The sequence below is a fragment of the Rheinheimera sp. D18 genome (genome assembly GCF_004345025.1).
GTDB classification, from domain to species: Bacteria; Pseudomonadota; Gammaproteobacteria; order Enterobacterales; family Alteromonadaceae; genus Alishewanella; species Alishewanella metallidurans.
Map to the genome: position 1 here is coordinate 1,545,907 of NZ_CP037745.1, position 16,605 is coordinate 1,562,511.

Here is a 16,605-nt window from a genome sequence, read left to right on the forward strand (position 1 = left end):
AAGGCTGCCTTATTATATAAGAATAGTCAAAACATTACGCAATTCGTAATTTAATTACGTTATATTTGGTTTACAAGCTTAATCCGCTGCGTTAGCATCGGTTAAGTGTTGTAAAATTACATATATTTTAAGGGTTAGATATGGCAGCAACTGCGCAAAACTCTGCATGCGATTTAATTTTATTTGGTACCAAAGGTGATTTAGCGCGGCGGAAGCTATTACCCGCTATGTACCAATTAGAAAAAGCCAATTTGTTTTGTGTCGACTCTCGCATTATTGGTGTGGCGCGAGATGAGCTATCGACCGAAGAGTATACTGAGCTGGTATTAACCAATCTAAATAAGTTTCTTAAAGAACCTCTAGATAACGAGGTATGGCAGCGGTTACAGAAAAAACTCACTTACGTGCAGTTAGATCTCACTAACGAGCAAGATTACCAAAAGCTTGCCGATGTTACTAACTGCAATAAGCGCGTACCTGTAAGCTATTTTGCTACGCCACCGTCATTATTTGGCGCTATATGTAAAGGGCTTGCGTCTGCTGGTTTAGCTACAGGATCGGCGCGGGTGGTATTAGAAAAACCAATTGGTCATGACTTGGCTTCATCAAAGATAATTAACGATCAGGTTGCTGAGTTTTATGATGAGAGCCAGATCTACCGTATTGACCACTATCTAGGTAAAGAAACCGTACTCAACTTGTTGGCGCTGCGTTTTGCTAACGCTATTTTTGCTAGTAATTGGGATCATAACTCTATTGATCACGTGCAAATTACCGTTGCCGAAGAAGTTGGCGTAGAAGGCCGCTGGAGCTATTACGACGATGCCGGTCAAATGCGCGACATGGTACAAAATCATCTATTACAAGTGCTTACCCTAATTGCCATGGAGCCTCCTGCACGGTTAGATGCAGATAGTATTCGTGATGAAAAGCTTAAAGTGCTCAAAGCACTACGTAAAATAGATCTCAGCAACATTCAAGAAAAAACCGTGCGAGGCCAATATGCCAGCGGTTTTGTTGCTGGTAAAGCTGCACCGGGTTATTTAGAAGAGGACGGCGCAAGACTAAATAGTAGAACTGAAACTTTTGTCGCCATAAAAGTAGATATTGATAACTGGCGTTGGGCTGGTGTGCCATTTTACTTGCGCACGGGTAAGCGAATGGCATCTAAGTTAAGCGAAGTTGTTATTAGTTTTAAGCCGCAACCACATAATATTTTCCACGCTACCTACAGCCATTTACCTGCTAATAAGCTCATTATTCGTTTACAACCGGATGAAGGCGTTGAAATCCAAGTATTAAACAAGATACCAGGCTTAGGTGAAACCATGCGCCTGCAGGAAAGCAAACTGGATTTAAGCTTTGACGAAACCTTTAAATCACAGCGTATTGCTGATGCTTACGAGCGTTTATTACTGGAGGCTATGTTAGGTAATCAATATTTGTTTGTGCGACGCGATGAAGTAGAACATGCCTGGCGCTGGATTGACGGTATTTTAGATGCGTGGAAGATAAATAATGAACCACCAAAGTCATATCAAGCAGGAAGCTGGGGTCCGGTTGCGGCTATATCGTTACTAGCTCGTGATGATCGTAATTGGGAGGAATAAATTATGATGCAGTTACACAAATTTAATGACACTACAGCACTGAATGCCGATTTTTCCGATAGGTTGGTAACTATTTTACAGCAGGCCATTACGCAACGCGGCGCGGCGTATTTAGTAGTTTCCGGTGGTAAAACACCACAAGCCTTATTTACTGCACTCAGTCAGGTTAATTTAGCCTGGGATAAAGTTACGGTATTGTTGGCAGATGACCGTTGGTTAGATGATAGCCAAACTGACTCAAACGAGCGGTTAGTTAAAGCTACTTTATTACAAAACAAAGCCAGCGCGGCCCGTTTTATTAGCCTATATGCCAATACGCCATCAGCCTTTACGGGGGCTGCAGAAGTACTGCCGCGCATTAGCGCTTTACCCACTTTTGATGCAGTCATTCTGGGTATGGGCGAAGATGGCCATACTGCCTCTTTATTCCCATGTAGTGCACAAATAACGGCAGGTTTAGCTGAGGGGGCACCTGCTGTATTAGCAGTAGAACCGACTACCGCACCTTACCAACGTATGTCGCTTAGCCTGCCACGATTATTAGATAGTCGGCATCTATTTTTGCATTTAGTTGGCAGTAATAAATTGGCGGTACTTAATAAAGCGATGGCAGAGCAAGACGTATTAGCTATGCCAATACGAGCATTCTTACAACATCCGCTAGCGCAAGTTACGGTAATGTATAGCGACACCTAGGGAGTAAATGGAAAAATGGTTATGTTACCTGAGATCCAGCAAGTGACCGACAGTATTATTGCCCGTAGCCAAAAAAGCCGCGAAATTTATCTGCAACGTATACAGGCGGCTAGGTTAAAAGGACCGCATCGAGGCGTATTAAGTTGCGGTAATTTAGCCCACGGTTTTGCCGCGTGTAATTCGCAAGATAAAGGCGATTTACGCAGTTTAACCAAAGCAAATATTGGCATTATTTCGTCGTACAACGACATGCTGTCGGCACATCAACCTTATGAGCACTATCCTGCATTATTAAAGCAAGCGGTATCTGAGGTGGGAAGTGTCGCGCAGTTTGCCGGTGGTGTGCCAGCAATGTGTGATGGAATTACTCAGGGCCAGCCCGGTATGGAATTAAGCCTGCTTAGCCGTGACATCATTGCTATGTCAGCAGCGATTGGCTTGTCGCACAATATGTTTGATGGCGGTTTAATGCTGGGTATTTGTGACAAAATCGTGCCAGGCTTGTTTATGGCAGCAATGAGTTTTGGTCACTTACCCTTTGTGTTTGTGCCTGCGGGGCCAATGCCGTCCGGTATTCCTAATAAAGAAAAGGCTCGCGTACGGCAGTTATTTGCAGAAGGAAAAGTAGGCAAAGAGCAGTTACTTGAAGCTGAATCGGCATCTTATCATGCTGCAGGCACCTGCACCTTCTATGGCACAGCCAATTCGAATCAGTTGGTTATTGAAATTATGGGGCTGCATTTACCCGGTTCGTCCTTTGTTAATCCCAGCACTTTGCTTCGTGATGAGCTAACTAAAGCTGCGGCCCGCCAAGTAACACGTTTAACAGATTTAGGCCCAGATTATCTGCCAATCGGCCAGATGATTGACGCTAAATCTATTGTTAATGGCATTGTTGGCTTATTGGCTACCGGTGGTTCAACTAACCATACTATGCATTTAATTGCGATGGCGCGCTCTGCCGGTTTTATCGTTAATTGGGACGATTTCGCCAAACTGTCTGCGGCTACGCCGTTATTAACGCGTATTTACCCGAACGGACAGGCCGATATTAACCACTTTCAACATGCCGGTGGTATGGCACTGCTTATTCGTGAGCTACTTGATGCCGGTTTATTACACGAAGACGTACAAACTATTGCCGGTAAGGGCTTGCGCCGCTATACCCAGCAACCGGTTATACAAGACGGTAAATTACAATGGATAGAGGCACCGGCCCAGTCGTTAGACTTTGATGTACTGACCTGCGTAAGTAAACCGTTTAAAAGCCATGGTGGCCTTGAAGTGTTATCGGGTAATGTCGGGCGCGGTGTTATTAAAACTTCAGCGCTACGCGAAGGTACCGAAGTGGTAACGGCGCCAGCAGTAGTATTTTCTAGCCAGCATGAGCTCGACGCCGCGTTTCAGGCCGGTGATTTAAATAAAGACTGTATTGTTGTAGTGCGCTTTCAAGGGCCTAAAGCCTGTGGTATGCCAGAGCTGCACAAACTTACGCCGCCACTTGGCGTGTTACAAGACCGTGGTTTTAAAGTTGCTTTAGTCACTGACGGTCGTATGTCTGGAGCATCAGGTAAGGTACCAGCCGCTATTCACGTAACGCCAGAAGCACTGGATGGTGGCAATATTGCACGCATTCAAACCGGCGATATGATGACGGTAGATGGTTTAACCGGCCGCTTAGAGCTACTCATTTCGGACGCAGATCTCGCTGCGCGCGAAGCGGTAACGCTTAGCATGCAAGATAATCTTCATGGTATGGGCCGAGAAATGTTTGGCGCATTGCGTAGCCAACTTACCGGCGCGGAGCAAGGCGCATGCAGTTTATTCGGCACCGAGGAGCACCTGCATGGCTAACTTGCCAACTTATGCCATTGTGGCTGATATTGGTGGTACCAATGCCCGTTTTAGCCGGGTTGATCTGACAACCTTAGCGCTAGATAAGGTGGCGGTGTATGCCTGTGCCGATTTTGCCAGCCTAGCCGCTGCACTTATACATTATCAAACAGAACAACAGTTGATGCTAATGAAGCATGTCGCTATTGCCATTGCTTGTCCGGTTAACGGCGACCAAATTAGCATGACTAATTTTCATTGGCAGTTTTCAGTAAATGCTATGCAGCGGCAGCTAGGCTTAGAAGCACTACTGGTTATTAACGATTTTACTGCCGTCGCCATGTGTCTGCCCGCATTAAATGCCGAACAGAAGGTGCAAGTGGGTGCGGGAGAAATACAACAGGGTAAACCTATGCTAGTGCTGGGTGCCGGTACCGGGCTTGGTGTTGCCTATCTATTAAAGATTGACGACACCTTTATTCCATTACCAAGCGAAGGTGGGCATACCGAATTTGCGGTGCAAACTGAGCAAGAATGGTTTATTAAGCAACAATTAGCCAAAGAATACGGCCACGTATCAGCCGAACGAATATTATCTGGCCCTGGGCTGGAAGCAATATTTAACGCCTTGGCACGCTATCGAGGGCAAGACGTAGCACCGACAAGTGCCGCACAAATTGCCGCACAGGCACTGACGGGGAAGTCTGAATTGGCCAAAGACAGTGTTAACCAATTTTTTGCCAGTTTAGGCAGCGTGGCTGGCGATCTGGCATTAACTTTAAGTACCTTTGGCGGCGTTTATATCGCCGGTGGTATTACGCCCAAACTGTTACCACTGATGGCTGATAGTGAATTTAGATCTCGTTTTGAAACAAAAGGTCGATTAAGTGCATTTAATCGCCAGATCGCAACCTATGTTGTTACTGCTGCTCAGCCCGGTTTAGTAGGCGCGGCAGTGTATTTAAAACAATTTTTGGCGAGTAATTAATATGGCATTTAAAAATTGGCAGTTACAACCCCAAACCTTATTTAACCAAGGGCCTGTAGTGCCAGTTATTGTGGTTAAAGATCTCGCCGATGCTGTACCTATGGCCAAAGCGCTAGTGGCCGGTGGTATAAAAGTATTAGAAGTAACACTGCGTACACCTATTGCGCTGGACGCGATCCGTTTACTCGCAAAAGAAGTACCTGACGCCATTGTTGGTGCCGGTACTATAACTACGCCAGAACAGTTACAACAATGCATTGCCGCTGGAGCTAAGTTTGCAATAAGCCCCGGCCTTACACGTGAATTACTGCAAGCGGGGAAAGACGCCAGTATTCCGCTTATTCCAGGCATTGCCAGTATTTCTGAGTTAATGGAAGGGGTGAGCTTGGGTTATAGCCACTTTAAATTTTTTCCGGCTGAAGCCGCTGGTGGCGTAAAAACACTAAAATCGATTTATGGTCCATTTGCTGACGTATGCTTTTGCCCAACGGGTGGCATTAACGACAGTAATTTTATGGATTACTTAGCGTTACCCAACGTGAAATGTGTTGGTGGCTCTTGGATCGTACCTGACGACGCCATAATACAAAAAGATTGGCAACGCATTACCGAGCTTTGCCAAGCCGCAGTAATTAAAAGCCGCGCCTAACCTGTTGCAGCCTAATAACCATTAACGCCTAGTTTTAACTAGGCGTTTGTTTTGAGTTTACGTTCAAATAAGCGTATAGTAGCGCACTTTTTGCCCTTGGTAGTTTTGTCTACCTAGGTATCAGTCCTAACCTGTTCTGGAACACACTGTGATATCAACTGCTAACATTACAATGCAATTTGGCGCCAAGCCGTTGTTTGAAAATATTTCAATTAAATTCGGCGATGGTAATCGCTACGGTTTAATTGGTGCGAACGGCTGTGGTAAATCCACTTTTATGAAAATTTTAAGTCGTGAACTTGAGCCAAGTGCGGGAAATGTGTTTGTTGAACCTAATCACCGTGTAGCTAAGCTGCACCAAGATCAGTTCGCATTTGAACAATATTCGGTAATAGATACCGTTATTATGGGGCACGGCGAACTTTGGGCAGTAAAAGAAGAACGTGATCGTATTTACTCTAGTGCCGAGATGAGTGAAGAAGATGGTATGAAAGTAGCTGACTTAGAAGTTGCTTTTGGTGAAATGGACGGTTACACGGCAGAATCGCGCGCTGGCGAATTGTTAATTGGCGTCGGTATTCCGGTCGAGCAGCATTTTGGTTTAATGTCAGCCATTGCGCCCGGCTTTAAATTGCGGGTATTACTGGCACAAGTACTGTTTGCTGATCCAGAAATAATGCTGTTAGACGAACCTACCAACAACTTGGATATTAATACTATTCGTTGGTTGGAAAACGTACTAGCTGAGCGCAATAGTACTATGGTTATCATTTCGCATGACCGTCACTTTTTAAATAGCGTTTGTACGCATATGGCTGATTTAGATTACGGCGAGTTACGTTTGTATCCGGGTAATTACGACGAATATATGTTTGCTGCAACCCAAGCACGCGAGCGTTTATTGTCAGATAATGCGAAGAAAAAAGCCCAAATTGCTGAGCTACAAACCTTCGTTAGCCGCTTCTCTGCTAACGCCTCAAAAGCTAAGCAGGCTACATCGCGTGCCAAACAAATAGATAAAATTCAGTTAGACGAAGTCAAAGCTTCTAGCCGCGTTAACCCATTTATTCGTTTTGAACAGCAAAAGCAGCTATATCGCTTAGCGCTAGAAGTAGAGGGTTTAAACAAGAGTTTTGGTGAGCTTAGCTTACTTAAAGATTTAGGTTTAACTATTGAAGTTGGCGAGAAAGTAGCCATTTTAGGTGCGAATGGTATTGGTAAAACTACGCTACTTAAATGTTTAGTAGGTGATTTAAAACCCGATTCAGGCATGGTGAAATGGTCAGAAAACCATAAGATTGGTTACTACGCTCAAGATCATGCGCATGAGTTTAGCGAAGACATCAGTTTGTTTGACTGGATGAGCCAGTGGAAGCAGCCGTCTGATGATGAACAAGCGATCCGAGGTATTCTTGGCCGGTTATTATTTTCACAAGATGAGATTAAAAAGTCGGTTAAAGTACTATCAGGTGGTGAAAAAGGCCGGATGTTATTTGGTAAATTAATGTTACAACGGCCAAATATTTTAGTTATGGATGAACCGACCAACCACTTGGATATGGAATCGATAGAATCATTAAACTTGGCATTAGAGCATTATAAAGGCACGTTAATATTTGTTAGCCATGACCGTGAGTTTGTATCTAGTTTAGCCAGTAGAATCATTGAAATAACCGATAAAGATATTCGTAATTTCGTGGGTACGTACGAAGAGTATCTCGCGGCACAAACCGTGTAATAACAAGCATAAAGCCGGGCATTCACGACCGGCTTTATTGTTTTTCTACTTGAATTTTCTACACAACATCCCCATGTCTAGTTAGTCCATATTTATTTACGCGCGGTAACACACTGTTTTACCTAGAAAGGTAAAACGATATTTCTATTTTATGCTATGTTAAAACGGTGTCCGTGCTCATTAAGAGGAAGCGCTATGAAAATTAATATTGGTATTAACGACGTGCAACGTAAAGCCATTGTCGAAGGTTTATCTGTACTGCTTGCCGACACCTATACATTATATTTAAAAACGCATAATTATCATTGGAACGTAACTGGGCCAATGTTTCAAACACTACACACCTTATTTGAAACTCAGTATATGGAATTATCAACTGCGGTTGACGATATCGCTGAGCGTATTCGTGCGTTAGGTGAGTTTGCGCCGGGCTCTTACAAGGCTTATGCCAAATTAACATCAATTAAAGAAGCCGATGGTATTCCAAGTGCTGAAGAGATGATTAGAGATTTAGTTAATGGCCAAGAAGCTATTGCTAAAACGGCACGTTCATTGGTTAAAACCGCTGAAGATGCTGAAGACGAAGTAACCTTAGATATTTTAACGCAACGCATGACAGTACATGAAAAAACGGCCTGGATGTTACGTAGTTTAGTCGCCTAAATTTAACCTATTACAGGTCAGTCTGGTCTGGCCTGTAATAGCTTGTGGCACGCTAAGCGCATATAAACGACGTTCTAACAAAAAACACTAAGTTTTTCCCAGCAAACCTTGTAAAATCGTATCAAGCAGTAACACTTATAGTTAACGCACCATAGTGTGTGTTCGCTACGGGAGATAATATCCAATGAAAGCTTTGCAATATGCTCAGAATGTTGCAGATCTGTTTGCCTTGCCGGAAGGATATTTACATGCAAAGCAGCTGATGGACTCTGACACCGCAAGTTTGGATGAAGTCGCCGACGTGATCATGTTAGATCCGGTGTTAACCTCTAAGCTTCTAAAGTTGGCCAACAGCGCCATATACAATTTACCTTACCAAGTAGAAAGCGTCAGCAAGGCCCTTTTAATTTTAGGTAAAACTCAAGTTTATAACTTGATCCTGAGTATTGGCATTTCATCGGCATGTAGCAAAATTGACACCTCAGCCATTGATCTTGAACGGTTTTGGGAGCAAAGCATTAATGCGGCGCTAATCGCTCGCTTTCTTGCGCAGTGCTGCCTGCTAAAACCTACCGATCGGTATTATGTTGCAGGTTTACTGCACAATATTGGCGAGTTAGTGGTTTTACAAAATAACCCAGTACAAGCACAAAACTGTCAAAATTACACGGCAAGTGAACGGCCATGGCAAGTGCAACAGCGTGAACTCGGTTTTACCTATGCCGATTGCGGTGCCGAGTTACTGCATTTATGGCAATTACCCGACAGTATTGTCGAACCTATTGCCTTACAGCATAGCCATAATTTTGTGCAGAAAAATAAAGCGCAGCTCGTAACATATTTGGCCACACGTTTGGCATTAGCTAACCAGCATCCAGAAATTTATTCGATAAAAGAATTGGTCGATCCTTTTGTGCTCGAATTATTACAACTAAGCCAACAAGATGTGCTTCGCGCCATTGATTTTTGTAATACGGAAGGCTTATTTATCCTATCGGTACTAAATCCTAGAATTAGCACCATTTATTAATTTTAAGCTAGGCAAGGTGCCATAGTGTTACCTTGTCTACTTTCGGATGTCTATTAATGAAAAAACTCCCGCTGTATACCGCATATTCAGGCTCTGCATTATTAGAAACGCCATTGTTAAATAAAGGCAGTGCTTTTACGCAAGAAGAACGTTTAGCCTTTAATTTGGCAGGGTTATTACCGCCCCGTTATGAAACGATTGAAGAGCAAGTTAGCCGTGCTTATATGCAATATAAAAGCTTTGACACCGCGATTAACAAGCATATTTACTTGCGGGCCATTCAAGACAATAACGAAACTTTATTCCATCGCCTGCTGCAGCAGCATTTAGAGGAAATGATCCCGATTATTTACACGCCAACGGTGGGTGATGCGTGTGAGCAGTTTTCTGATATTTACCGCAGCGCACGTGGCTTATTTATTAGTTATAACGATCGGCATCAGTTAGATGAAGTACTAAGAAACGCCACTAAACGTAAGGTAAAAGTGATTGTCGTCACCGATGGTGAACGTGTGCTTGGTCTAGGTGATCAGGGCATTGGCGGCATGGGCATTTCTATTGGTAAATTGTCGTTATATACCGCATGTGGTGGTATTAGCCCTGCTTATACCTTACCGGTAATGCTGGATGTGGGTACCAACAACGAAAAACTGCTGAACGACCCAATGTATATGGGCCTTAGACAAAAGCGGGTAGCACAACAAGAATATGATGAATTTGTTGAGTTGTTTATTCAAGCGGTAAAACGTCGTTGGCCCGAAGCGATTATTCAGTTTGAAGATTTTGCCCAGCCTAATGCTATGCCAATATTACAGCGTTATCGCGATAAAATTTGCTGTTTTAATGATGATATTCAGGGCACTGCAGCAGTGACAGTAGGTACCTTGCTTGCTGCTTGTCGCAGTAAAAATGCTAAGTTATCTGAACAAAAAGTGGTATTTGTTGGTGCCGGTTCGGCCGGCTGTGGCATAGCAGAGCAGGTTATTAGCCAAATGGTGGTTGAGGGAATTAGTGAAACTCAAGCGCGTAGCCAAGTGTATATGATTGACCGTTTTGGTTTGCTTACCTGCAGCACCCCCGATTTACGTGATTTTCAACAAGCCTTAGCACAACCACAAAGTGCCATAGATAGCTGGAGCTATAGCGGTGCGTTTCCAACGCTACTTGATGTAATGAACTGCGCCGCACCGGGTATTCTAATAGGTGTGTCCGGACAGCCCGGTTTATTTACCGAAGCGGTAATTCGCGCTATGAAAGCGGGCACCACAACGCCTATTATATTTCCATTAAGTAACCCGTCGCGTCAGGTTGAAGCCACACCTGAGCAAGTTATAAATTGGACTGATGGCGATGTCATTATTGCTACCGGTAGCCCCTTTGCGCCGGTAACCTATAACGGCAAGCAATATGCTATTGCCCAGTGTAACAATAGTTATATTTTTCCCGGTATTGGCCTTGGCGTAATAGCGAGCAAGGCACGGCTTATTAGCGATGAGATGTTACGCGAAGCCAGTAAAACCTTAGCTGCGGCGTCACCAAGAGCGAATACAGGTAGTGGTGGTTTATTACCCGCATTTACAGAATTAGCGGCACTAAGTAAGCAGATCGCCTTTAACGTGGCTAAGGTTGCGATACAGCAAGGTTTAGCCTTAGAACTTGACGATGCGCAATTACAGCAGAAAATTGATGATAATTTTTGGTTGCCGCAATATCGGCAGTACAAACGGGTTAGTGCTTAAACCAGTATAAGTTCAAGCCAGACAAAGCTGGTTACAATTAAGGCTTATATTAAAAACCGATTACAGGGTAGGCTGTGTTTAATAACTACTAAAGTAATAAGGACGCGTTTTTATGTATAAGTCTTTGCTTACGCTGGCAATTGCCAGCGTTATCACAGGTTGCAGCCCTGCAACTGAAACCCCAACCAACAGTGCGGCCAATGTTGTTGCAGAGCAAAAGCAGCAATCAGAGACCGAACGCTTAAATCAATGGTTTGACATAAAATATAATGAACAACTGCAGCAAAGCCCATTACAAATGACGTTTTTGGGCCGCAAAGATAAGTATGACCAAATTGATGATGTCTCTATTGCTGCAGAAGATAAACAGCTAGCTTGGTTAGCCGCTACCGTGGCGGAGTTAAAAAGCCAATTTGATTACAGTAAGTTAGAGCCTGAAGCGCAAACCTCTTATGACATCTGGGTTTATCAATATGAGCAAGCTAAAGAGGGCGTAGCCTTTCGCCACAATGCTTATGTATTTACTCAAATGCAGGGCATACAGAGCATGTTGCCGCAAATTCTTATTACCTTTCACAAGGTAGATAATATCGATGATATGCAAGCCTATGTTAAACGTATCGATGGCATTAGCCACGCACTTAACCAGTTGCTAGAGCGTGCTAAAGACAATGCAAAGCTAAATATACGTGCGCCGCGTTTTGCTTATGAGGGCGTAGTAGCACAAATTAATAATTTGATTACTGGTGCGCCTTTTATTGATGCCGAGCAAGATGTTCCGCTATGGGCCGATGCCAAAGATAAAATTGATACTCTGGTTAAAGCTGATAAGTTAACGGATAGCCAAGCTAAACAGCTAGCTGATGATGCAAAGACAGCGTTAGAAACCCAATTTTTACCTGCCTATACCGCACTTAAGCAATGGTTAGAGCAAGACATTCAGTTTACTGATGATATAGCGACAGGCGTAGGCAAGCAGCCTAATGGTGTCGACTATTACAATTATCAATTAAAAGTATCAACCACTACCGATTTAACCGCCGAGCAAATTCACCAAATTGGCTTGAACGAGGTAGAGCGCTTAACTAATGAAATGATCGCAATAAAAAACAAAGTAGGTTTTACCGGCGATTTAAAAGCCTTCTTTAAATTTATTAAAGACGATGATCAATTTTACTATCCTGAGACAGATGCTGGGCGTGAAGCATATTTAGAGGATTCACGTCAGTACCTTGCGTTTATTAATCAGCGATTACCCGAGTTCTTCGGAATTTTACCCAAAGCTGATCTGACAGTGAAAAGAGTAGAAGCGTTTAGAGAAGAGCCAGGTGCAGCACAGCATTATTTCCCTGGTACCCCAGATGGTGCAAGGCCAGGTATTTACTATGCGCATTTGTCTGATATGCGCTCTATGCCAAAAAATGAAATGGAGGCCATTGCTTATCACGAAGGTAACCCAGGCCATCATATGCAAATATCTATTGCGCAAGAGTTAACTTCGGTACCCACATTTCGCACTCAAGCTGGCTTTACCGCATATTCCGAAGGTTGGGGGTTATATGCCGAGTTATTAGCCAAAGAAATGGGTGCTTATCAAAACCCGTATTCCGATTTTGGCCGTTTGATCACTGAAATGTGGCGTGCGGTGCGTTTAGTGGTCGATACAGGGCTGCATGCTAAAGGCTGGAATGAGCAACAAGCGATAGATTACTTTTTAGAGAAAACGCCCATCGCTCAAGGTGCGGTTATTTCAGAGGTACGTCGTTATATTGTTTGGCCTGGCCAAGCAACCGCATATAAAATTGGCATGTTAAAAATAGTAGAGCTACGCAGTAAAGCGCAAACTGAGCTAGGTGATAAGTTTGATATTCGCGCCTTTCATGACACAGTATTAGGTGGCGGTGCATTGCCACTTAATGTGTTAGAAAAACGGGTTAATAACTGGATTGCTAGCGTAAAAGCCGCTTAAGTATTAATTTGTTTTAGGTTAAATAAGGCTGTTGTTATAACAGCCTTTTTATTTATACCAAGACAAACAGCTATAAATTGAATGGAATAAAATCAGAGCTATTATGGCGCTCTGGTAGCTGCGCGCCGTCACCAAACGAGCGATTAACTAAGTGACCACGTTTTACCGCTGGGCGCTGTGCCAGCTGCTTAGCCCAGCGTAAAACATGGCTATAACTTTGCACATCTAAAAATTCTGCCGCGTTATATAGTTGGCCCAACACTAAGCCGCCGTACCACGGCCAAATGGCCATATCAGCAATACTATATTCATCACCAGCTATATATTCGTGCAGCGCAAGTTGCTTATCTAATACATCTAGCTGGCGTTTTACTTCCATGGCATAGCGATTTATTGGGTATTCGTATTTTTCTGGTGCATAGGCATAAAAATGACCGAAGCCGCCACCTAAAAAGGGGGCACTGCCCATTTGCCAAAATAACCAGCTCATTACTTCGGTGCGTTTTGCTAAGTCTTTGCTTAAAAATGCATTAAATTTATCGGCCAGATAAACTAAAATCGAACCTGACTCGAATATGCGCATGCCATTAGTGGTGTCCAATAAAGCCGGAATTTTTGAATTTGGGTTAATCTCAACAAAGCCACTGGCAAATTGATCGCCTTTACTAATATCAATTAGCCACGCATCGTATTCAGCTGCGCTATGGCCAGCAAGTAGCAGCTCTTCTAACATTATGGTTACTTTCACGCCGTTGGGAGTAGCCAATGAATACAACTGCAATGGATGTTTACCAACCTGCATTGCTTTGTTATGAGTAGCACCTGAAACAGGGCGATTAATATGGGCAAATTTACCCCCGTTTTCGCTATCCCAGGTCCACACTTTGGGCGGGGTATAATTGTTAGTCATAAAAAGCTCCTGATTTGGTTTAATTAAAATTAAAGAGATAATTAATTTATCCGGTATTTTGCTTAGTGTTCCGGCAAGATTGCGTTATTATTTTGCTGCTAAGCCAATCTCTCAATTAACACTGCGCATTTAAAACGTTTTGTTTTTTTAATGCTGTGCAGTGGTATTGGCCTGTTTCGTTATTTTTAATGCTATAAGGTAAATTATTATGACGCATCCCATCAGAGTGGCCATTGCCGGTTATGGCAATTTAGGCCGTGGTGTTGAAGCTGCACTAAAACAAAACCCCGATATGCGCTTAGTTGGCGTATTTAGTCGTCGCGCGCCAACGAGTGTTACCTTACTTGATACTGATGTACCAGTATACGCTATGGCCGATATTGAGCAGTATCAAGACGAAGTTGATGTGATGATACTGTGCGGTGGCTCTAAAACCGACTTACCCGAGCAGGGGCCGTATTTAGCACAGTTTTTTAATACGGTTGATAGTTTTGATACTCACGCCAAAGTGAATGATCACTACGCAGCTTTAAATCTATCGGCAGAAAAAACTGGCCATGTTGCCATGTTGTCTGGTGGTTGGGACCCCGGTTTGTTTTCAATTAACCGTTTATATGGTGAGGCTATTTTACCTGAAGGTAAAACTTACACCTTTTGGGGTAAAGGCTTAAGCCAAGGCCATTCTGATGCCATACGCCGCATTGCTGGCGTGCAAAGTGCTGCGCAGTATACCTTACCGATTGAAGCGGCGATTACACGCGTACGCAGTGGTGAGCAACCAGAGCTTACCACTCGAGAAAAACACACCCGCGAATGCTATGTGGTATTAAAAGCCGGTGTTGACGAGGAAACAGTGCGACATACGATTGTAACTATGCCTGACTACTTTGCCGACTATGACACCAAAGTACATTTTATTGATCAAGCTAGCTTTGATAAAGATCATAGTACAATGCCTCACGGTGGTTTTGTTATTCGTAGTGGAGTAACCGGCGATAATAATAAACAGACCATAGAGTATGGTTTAACCTTGGACAGTAACCCCGAGTTTACCTCAAGCGTGTTAGTGGCTTATGCTCGTGCGGTACATCGTTTAGCCTTGTCTGGTGAAGTAGGGGCAAAAACAGTATTTGATATTGCACCTAGTTTGTTATCGGCAAAAAGCCCAGCGCAGCTACGTGAAGAATTACTATAACAACGCTAATGGCAAATTGTGGTTGCTAAGAAATAGAAAAGGGGCTTTGCCCCTTTTCTTGTTAGTGCATAGGCTTAAGCTGTATTAGAAATCAGCATTACCTGGTGTACGTGGGAACGCGATAACATCGCGAATATTATTAACACAAGTAACGTACGACACTAAACGTTCAAAGCCTAAACCAAAACCGGCGTGTGGTACGGTGCCATAACGACGTAAATCACGGTACCAACCGTAGTCTTCTTTATTTAAGCCCATTTCTTCTAAGCGCTTATCAAATTCTTCTAAACGCTCTTCACGCTGGCTACCACCGATAATTTCACCAATACCTGGTGCTAATACGTCCATTGCTGCAACCGTTTTACCATCGTCATTTAAGCGCATATAAAAGGCTTTAATGTCTTTGGGGTAATTTTGCATAATAATTGGCGCGCCAATATGTTCTTCAGCAAGGTAACGTTCGTGCTCTGATTGCAAGTCAACACCCCATTCCACAGGGTATTCGAACTTTTTGCCACAGCTTTTTAAAATGTCAATCGCGTCGGTATAATCCATACGGACAAAGCTAGAATTAACCAGTTTTTCTAAACGAGTTATCGCAGTTGGGTCAATGCGCTCGGCGAAGAACGCCATGTCGTCAGCACGTTCAGTTAGTACGGCTTTGCATACGTATTTCAGCATATCTTCGGCTAATTGCGCGATGTCTTTCAATTCAGCAAAGGCGACTTCTGGTTCAATCATCCAGAACTCGGCTAAGTGACGGCTGGTATTTGAATTTTCGGCACGGAAAGTTGGGCCAAAAGTATAAATTTTTGACATAGCACAAGCGTAGGTTTCGCCGTTTAACTGGCCAGAAACTGTTAAGAAGGTTTCTTTACCGAAAAAATCTTGGCTGTAATCTACGGCGCCTTTATCGTTACGCGGTAAGTTTTCAAGATCTAAAGTGCTAACACGGAACATTTCACCGGCACCTTCAGCGTCTGAACCGGTAATAATTGGTGTACTGATCCAGTAATAACCTTGTTCATGGAAGAACCGATGTACCGCTTGAGCTAAACAATGGCGCACCCGAGTAACAGCACCCATAATGTTAGTGCGCGGGCGTAAATGCGCGTGTTCACGCAGATATTCCATGCTATGACGTTTTGGTGCCATCGGGTAGGTATCTGGGTTTTCTACCCAACCTAGTACTTTAATATCGCTAGCTTGCAGTTCAAATGCTTGGCCTTGGCCTTCAGATTGCGCAATAGTGCCGGTAACGCTTACTGAACAAGAACTGGTTAGGCGTTTTACTTCTGATTCATAATTAGGTAATTCAGCAGGTATAACCGCCTGCACAGCATCAAAGCAGCTGCCATCATGAATAGCTAAAAAGGAAATGCCGGCTTTAGAATCGCGGCGGGTGCGGATCCAGCCTTTAACAGTGACAGTATCACCTATGGCATAGCGACCAGCTAAAACATCTTTAATAACGGCGTGCGTCATGCAACAAACTCCAGAGGGTGTAAACTTAGCAAAGTATGTTCACTAATATGTTCACGAACTATGTTTAATAATGGGTTTAAGACTATGTTTAGTACTGCGC

Annotated in this window: 13 protein-coding genes; 11 read left to right on the forward strand and 2 right to left on the reverse strand. The window is 43.6% G+C overall.

Annotated elements, in window-relative coordinates; translation table 11 throughout:
• The first annotated feature begins 140 nt into the window (after positions 1 to 140).
• From zwf to E0Z06_RS07390, 10 genes are all read left to right on the forward strand, one after another.
• Entirely contained in the window at positions 141 to 1,610 is a 1,470-nt protein-coding gene (gene zwf / locus E0Z06_RS07345; protein WP_132583302.1) for a glucose-6-phosphate dehydrogenase, read from the forward strand.
• A 3-nt stretch (positions 1,611 to 1,613) separates the two neighbouring features.
• The gene (gene pgl / locus E0Z06_RS07350; RefSeq protein WP_207903159.1) at positions 1,614 to 2,306 is read left to right on the forward strand and encodes a 6-phosphogluconolactonase; all 693 of its coding nucleotides are present in this window, start codon (positions 1,614 to 1,616) and stop codon (positions 2,304 to 2,306) included.
• A gap of 21 nt (positions 2,307 to 2,327) precedes the next feature.
• Complete coding sequence (gene edd / locus E0Z06_RS07355) at positions 2,328 to 4,160, forward strand: phosphogluconate dehydratase (protein WP_132583304.1); 1,833 nt, start codon at positions 2,328 to 2,330, stop codon at positions 4,158 to 4,160.
• Positions 4,153 to 5,127, forward strand: a complete 975-nt coding sequence (gene glk / locus E0Z06_RS07360; RefSeq protein WP_132583306.1) for a glucokinase — start codon at positions 4,153 to 4,155, stop codon at positions 5,125 to 5,127. Before edd ends, glk begins: the two co-directional genes overlap by 8 nt.
• Position 5,128: 1 nt before the next feature.
• A complete protein-coding gene (locus tag E0Z06_RS07365; protein WP_132583308.1) occupies positions 5,129 to 5,776 on the forward strand; it encodes a bifunctional 4-hydroxy-2-oxoglutarate aldolase/2-dehydro-3-deoxy-phosphogluconate aldolase in 648 nt (215 codons plus the stop codon).
• Between the two features lie 148 nt (positions 5,777 to 5,924).
• Positions 5,925 to 7,514, forward strand: a complete 1,590-nt coding sequence (locus tag E0Z06_RS07370; protein WP_132583310.1) for an ABC-F family ATPase — start codon at positions 5,925 to 5,927, stop codon at positions 7,512 to 7,514.
• Between the two features lie 195 nt (positions 7,515 to 7,709).
• Positions 7,710 to 8,177, forward strand: coding sequence for a Dps family protein (locus E0Z06_RS07375; RefSeq protein WP_132583312.1), 468 nt, complete (start codon positions 7,710 to 7,712; stop codon positions 8,175 to 8,177).
• A gap of 184 nt (positions 8,178 to 8,361) precedes the next feature.
• The gene (locus E0Z06_RS07380) at positions 8,362 to 9,207 is read left to right on the forward strand and encodes an HDOD domain-containing protein (RefSeq protein WP_132583314.1); all 846 of its coding nucleotides are present in this window, start codon (positions 8,362 to 8,364) and stop codon (positions 9,205 to 9,207) included.
• A gap of 56 nt (positions 9,208 to 9,263) precedes the next feature.
• Complete coding sequence (locus E0Z06_RS07385; protein ID WP_132583316.1) at positions 9,264 to 10,946, forward strand: NAD-dependent malic enzyme; 1,683 nt, start codon at positions 9,264 to 9,266, stop codon at positions 10,944 to 10,946.
• A gap of 112 nt (positions 10,947 to 11,058) precedes the next feature.
• Positions 11,059 to 12,915, forward strand: coding sequence for a DUF885 domain-containing protein (locus tag E0Z06_RS07390; protein ID WP_132583318.1), 1,857 nt, complete (start codon positions 11,059 to 11,061; stop codon positions 12,913 to 12,915).
• 70 nt (positions 12,916 to 12,985) lie between these two features.
• On the opposite strand, the gene yghU is transcribed toward E0Z06_RS07390, so the two are convergent.
• Complete coding sequence (yghU, locus tag E0Z06_RS07395) at positions 12,986 to 13,825, reverse strand: glutathione-dependent disulfide-bond oxidoreductase (RefSeq protein WP_132583320.1); 840 nt, start codon at positions 13,823 to 13,825, stop codon at positions 12,986 to 12,988.
• A gap of 208 nt (positions 13,826 to 14,033) precedes the next feature.
• Between yghU and E0Z06_RS07400 the strand changes: the two genes are divergently transcribed.
• Positions 14,034 to 15,020, forward strand: a complete 987-nt coding sequence (locus tag E0Z06_RS07400) for a diaminopimelate dehydrogenase (protein WP_132583322.1) — start codon at positions 14,034 to 14,036, stop codon at positions 15,018 to 15,020.
• An 84-nt stretch (positions 15,021 to 15,104) separates the two neighbouring features.
• Here E0Z06_RS07400 and asnS read toward each other — a convergent pair whose 3' ends face one another.
• Positions 15,105 to 16,505 carry an asparagine--tRNA ligase gene (asnS, locus tag E0Z06_RS07405; RefSeq protein ID WP_132583324.1) on the reverse strand — a complete coding sequence of 467 codons (1,401 nt, stop codon included), beginning with the start codon at positions 16,503 to 16,505 and terminating at the stop codon, positions 15,105 to 15,107.
• Between the last annotated feature and the right edge of the window lie 100 nt (positions 16,506 to 16,605).

Coding starts and splice junctions, on each gene's coding strand:
- asnS (WP_132583324.1), bottom strand. CDS start 16,505: ATGACGCACGCCGTTATTAAAGATGTTTTAGCTGGTCGCTATGCCATA.
- zwf (WP_132583302.1), top strand. CDS start 141: ATGGCAGCAACTGCGCAAAACTCTGCATGCGATTTAATTTTATTTGGT.
- E0Z06_RS07385 (WP_132583316.1), top strand. CDS start 9,264: ATGAAAAAACTCCCGCTGTATACCGCATATTCAGGCTCTGCATTATTA.
- edd (WP_132583304.1), top strand. CDS start 2,328: ATGTTACCTGAGATCCAGCAAGTGACCGACAGTATTATTGCCCGTAGC.
- E0Z06_RS07365 (WP_132583308.1), top strand. CDS start 5,129: ATGGCATTTAAAAATTGGCAGTTACAACCCCAAACCTTATTTAACCAA.
- E0Z06_RS07375 (WP_132583312.1), top strand. CDS start 7,710: ATGAAAATTAATATTGGTATTAACGACGTGCAACGTAAAGCCATTGTC.
- glk (WP_132583306.1), top strand. CDS start 4,153: ATGGCTAACTTGCCAACTTATGCCATTGTGGCTGATATTGGTGGTACC.
- E0Z06_RS07390 (WP_132583318.1), top strand. CDS start 11,059: ATGTATAAGTCTTTGCTTACGCTGGCAATTGCCAGCGTTATCACAGGT.
- E0Z06_RS07380 (WP_132583314.1), top strand. CDS start 8,362: ATGAAAGCTTTGCAATATGCTCAGAATGTTGCAGATCTGTTTGCCTTG.
- yghU (WP_132583320.1), bottom strand. CDS start 13,825: ATGACTAACAATTATACCCCGCCCAAAGTGTGGACCTGGGATAGCGAA.
- E0Z06_RS07400 (WP_132583322.1), top strand. CDS start 14,034: ATGACGCATCCCATCAGAGTGGCCATTGCCGGTTATGGCAATTTAGGC.
- pgl (WP_207903159.1), top strand. CDS start 1,614: ATGATGCAGTTACACAAATTTAATGACACTACAGCACTGAATGCCGAT.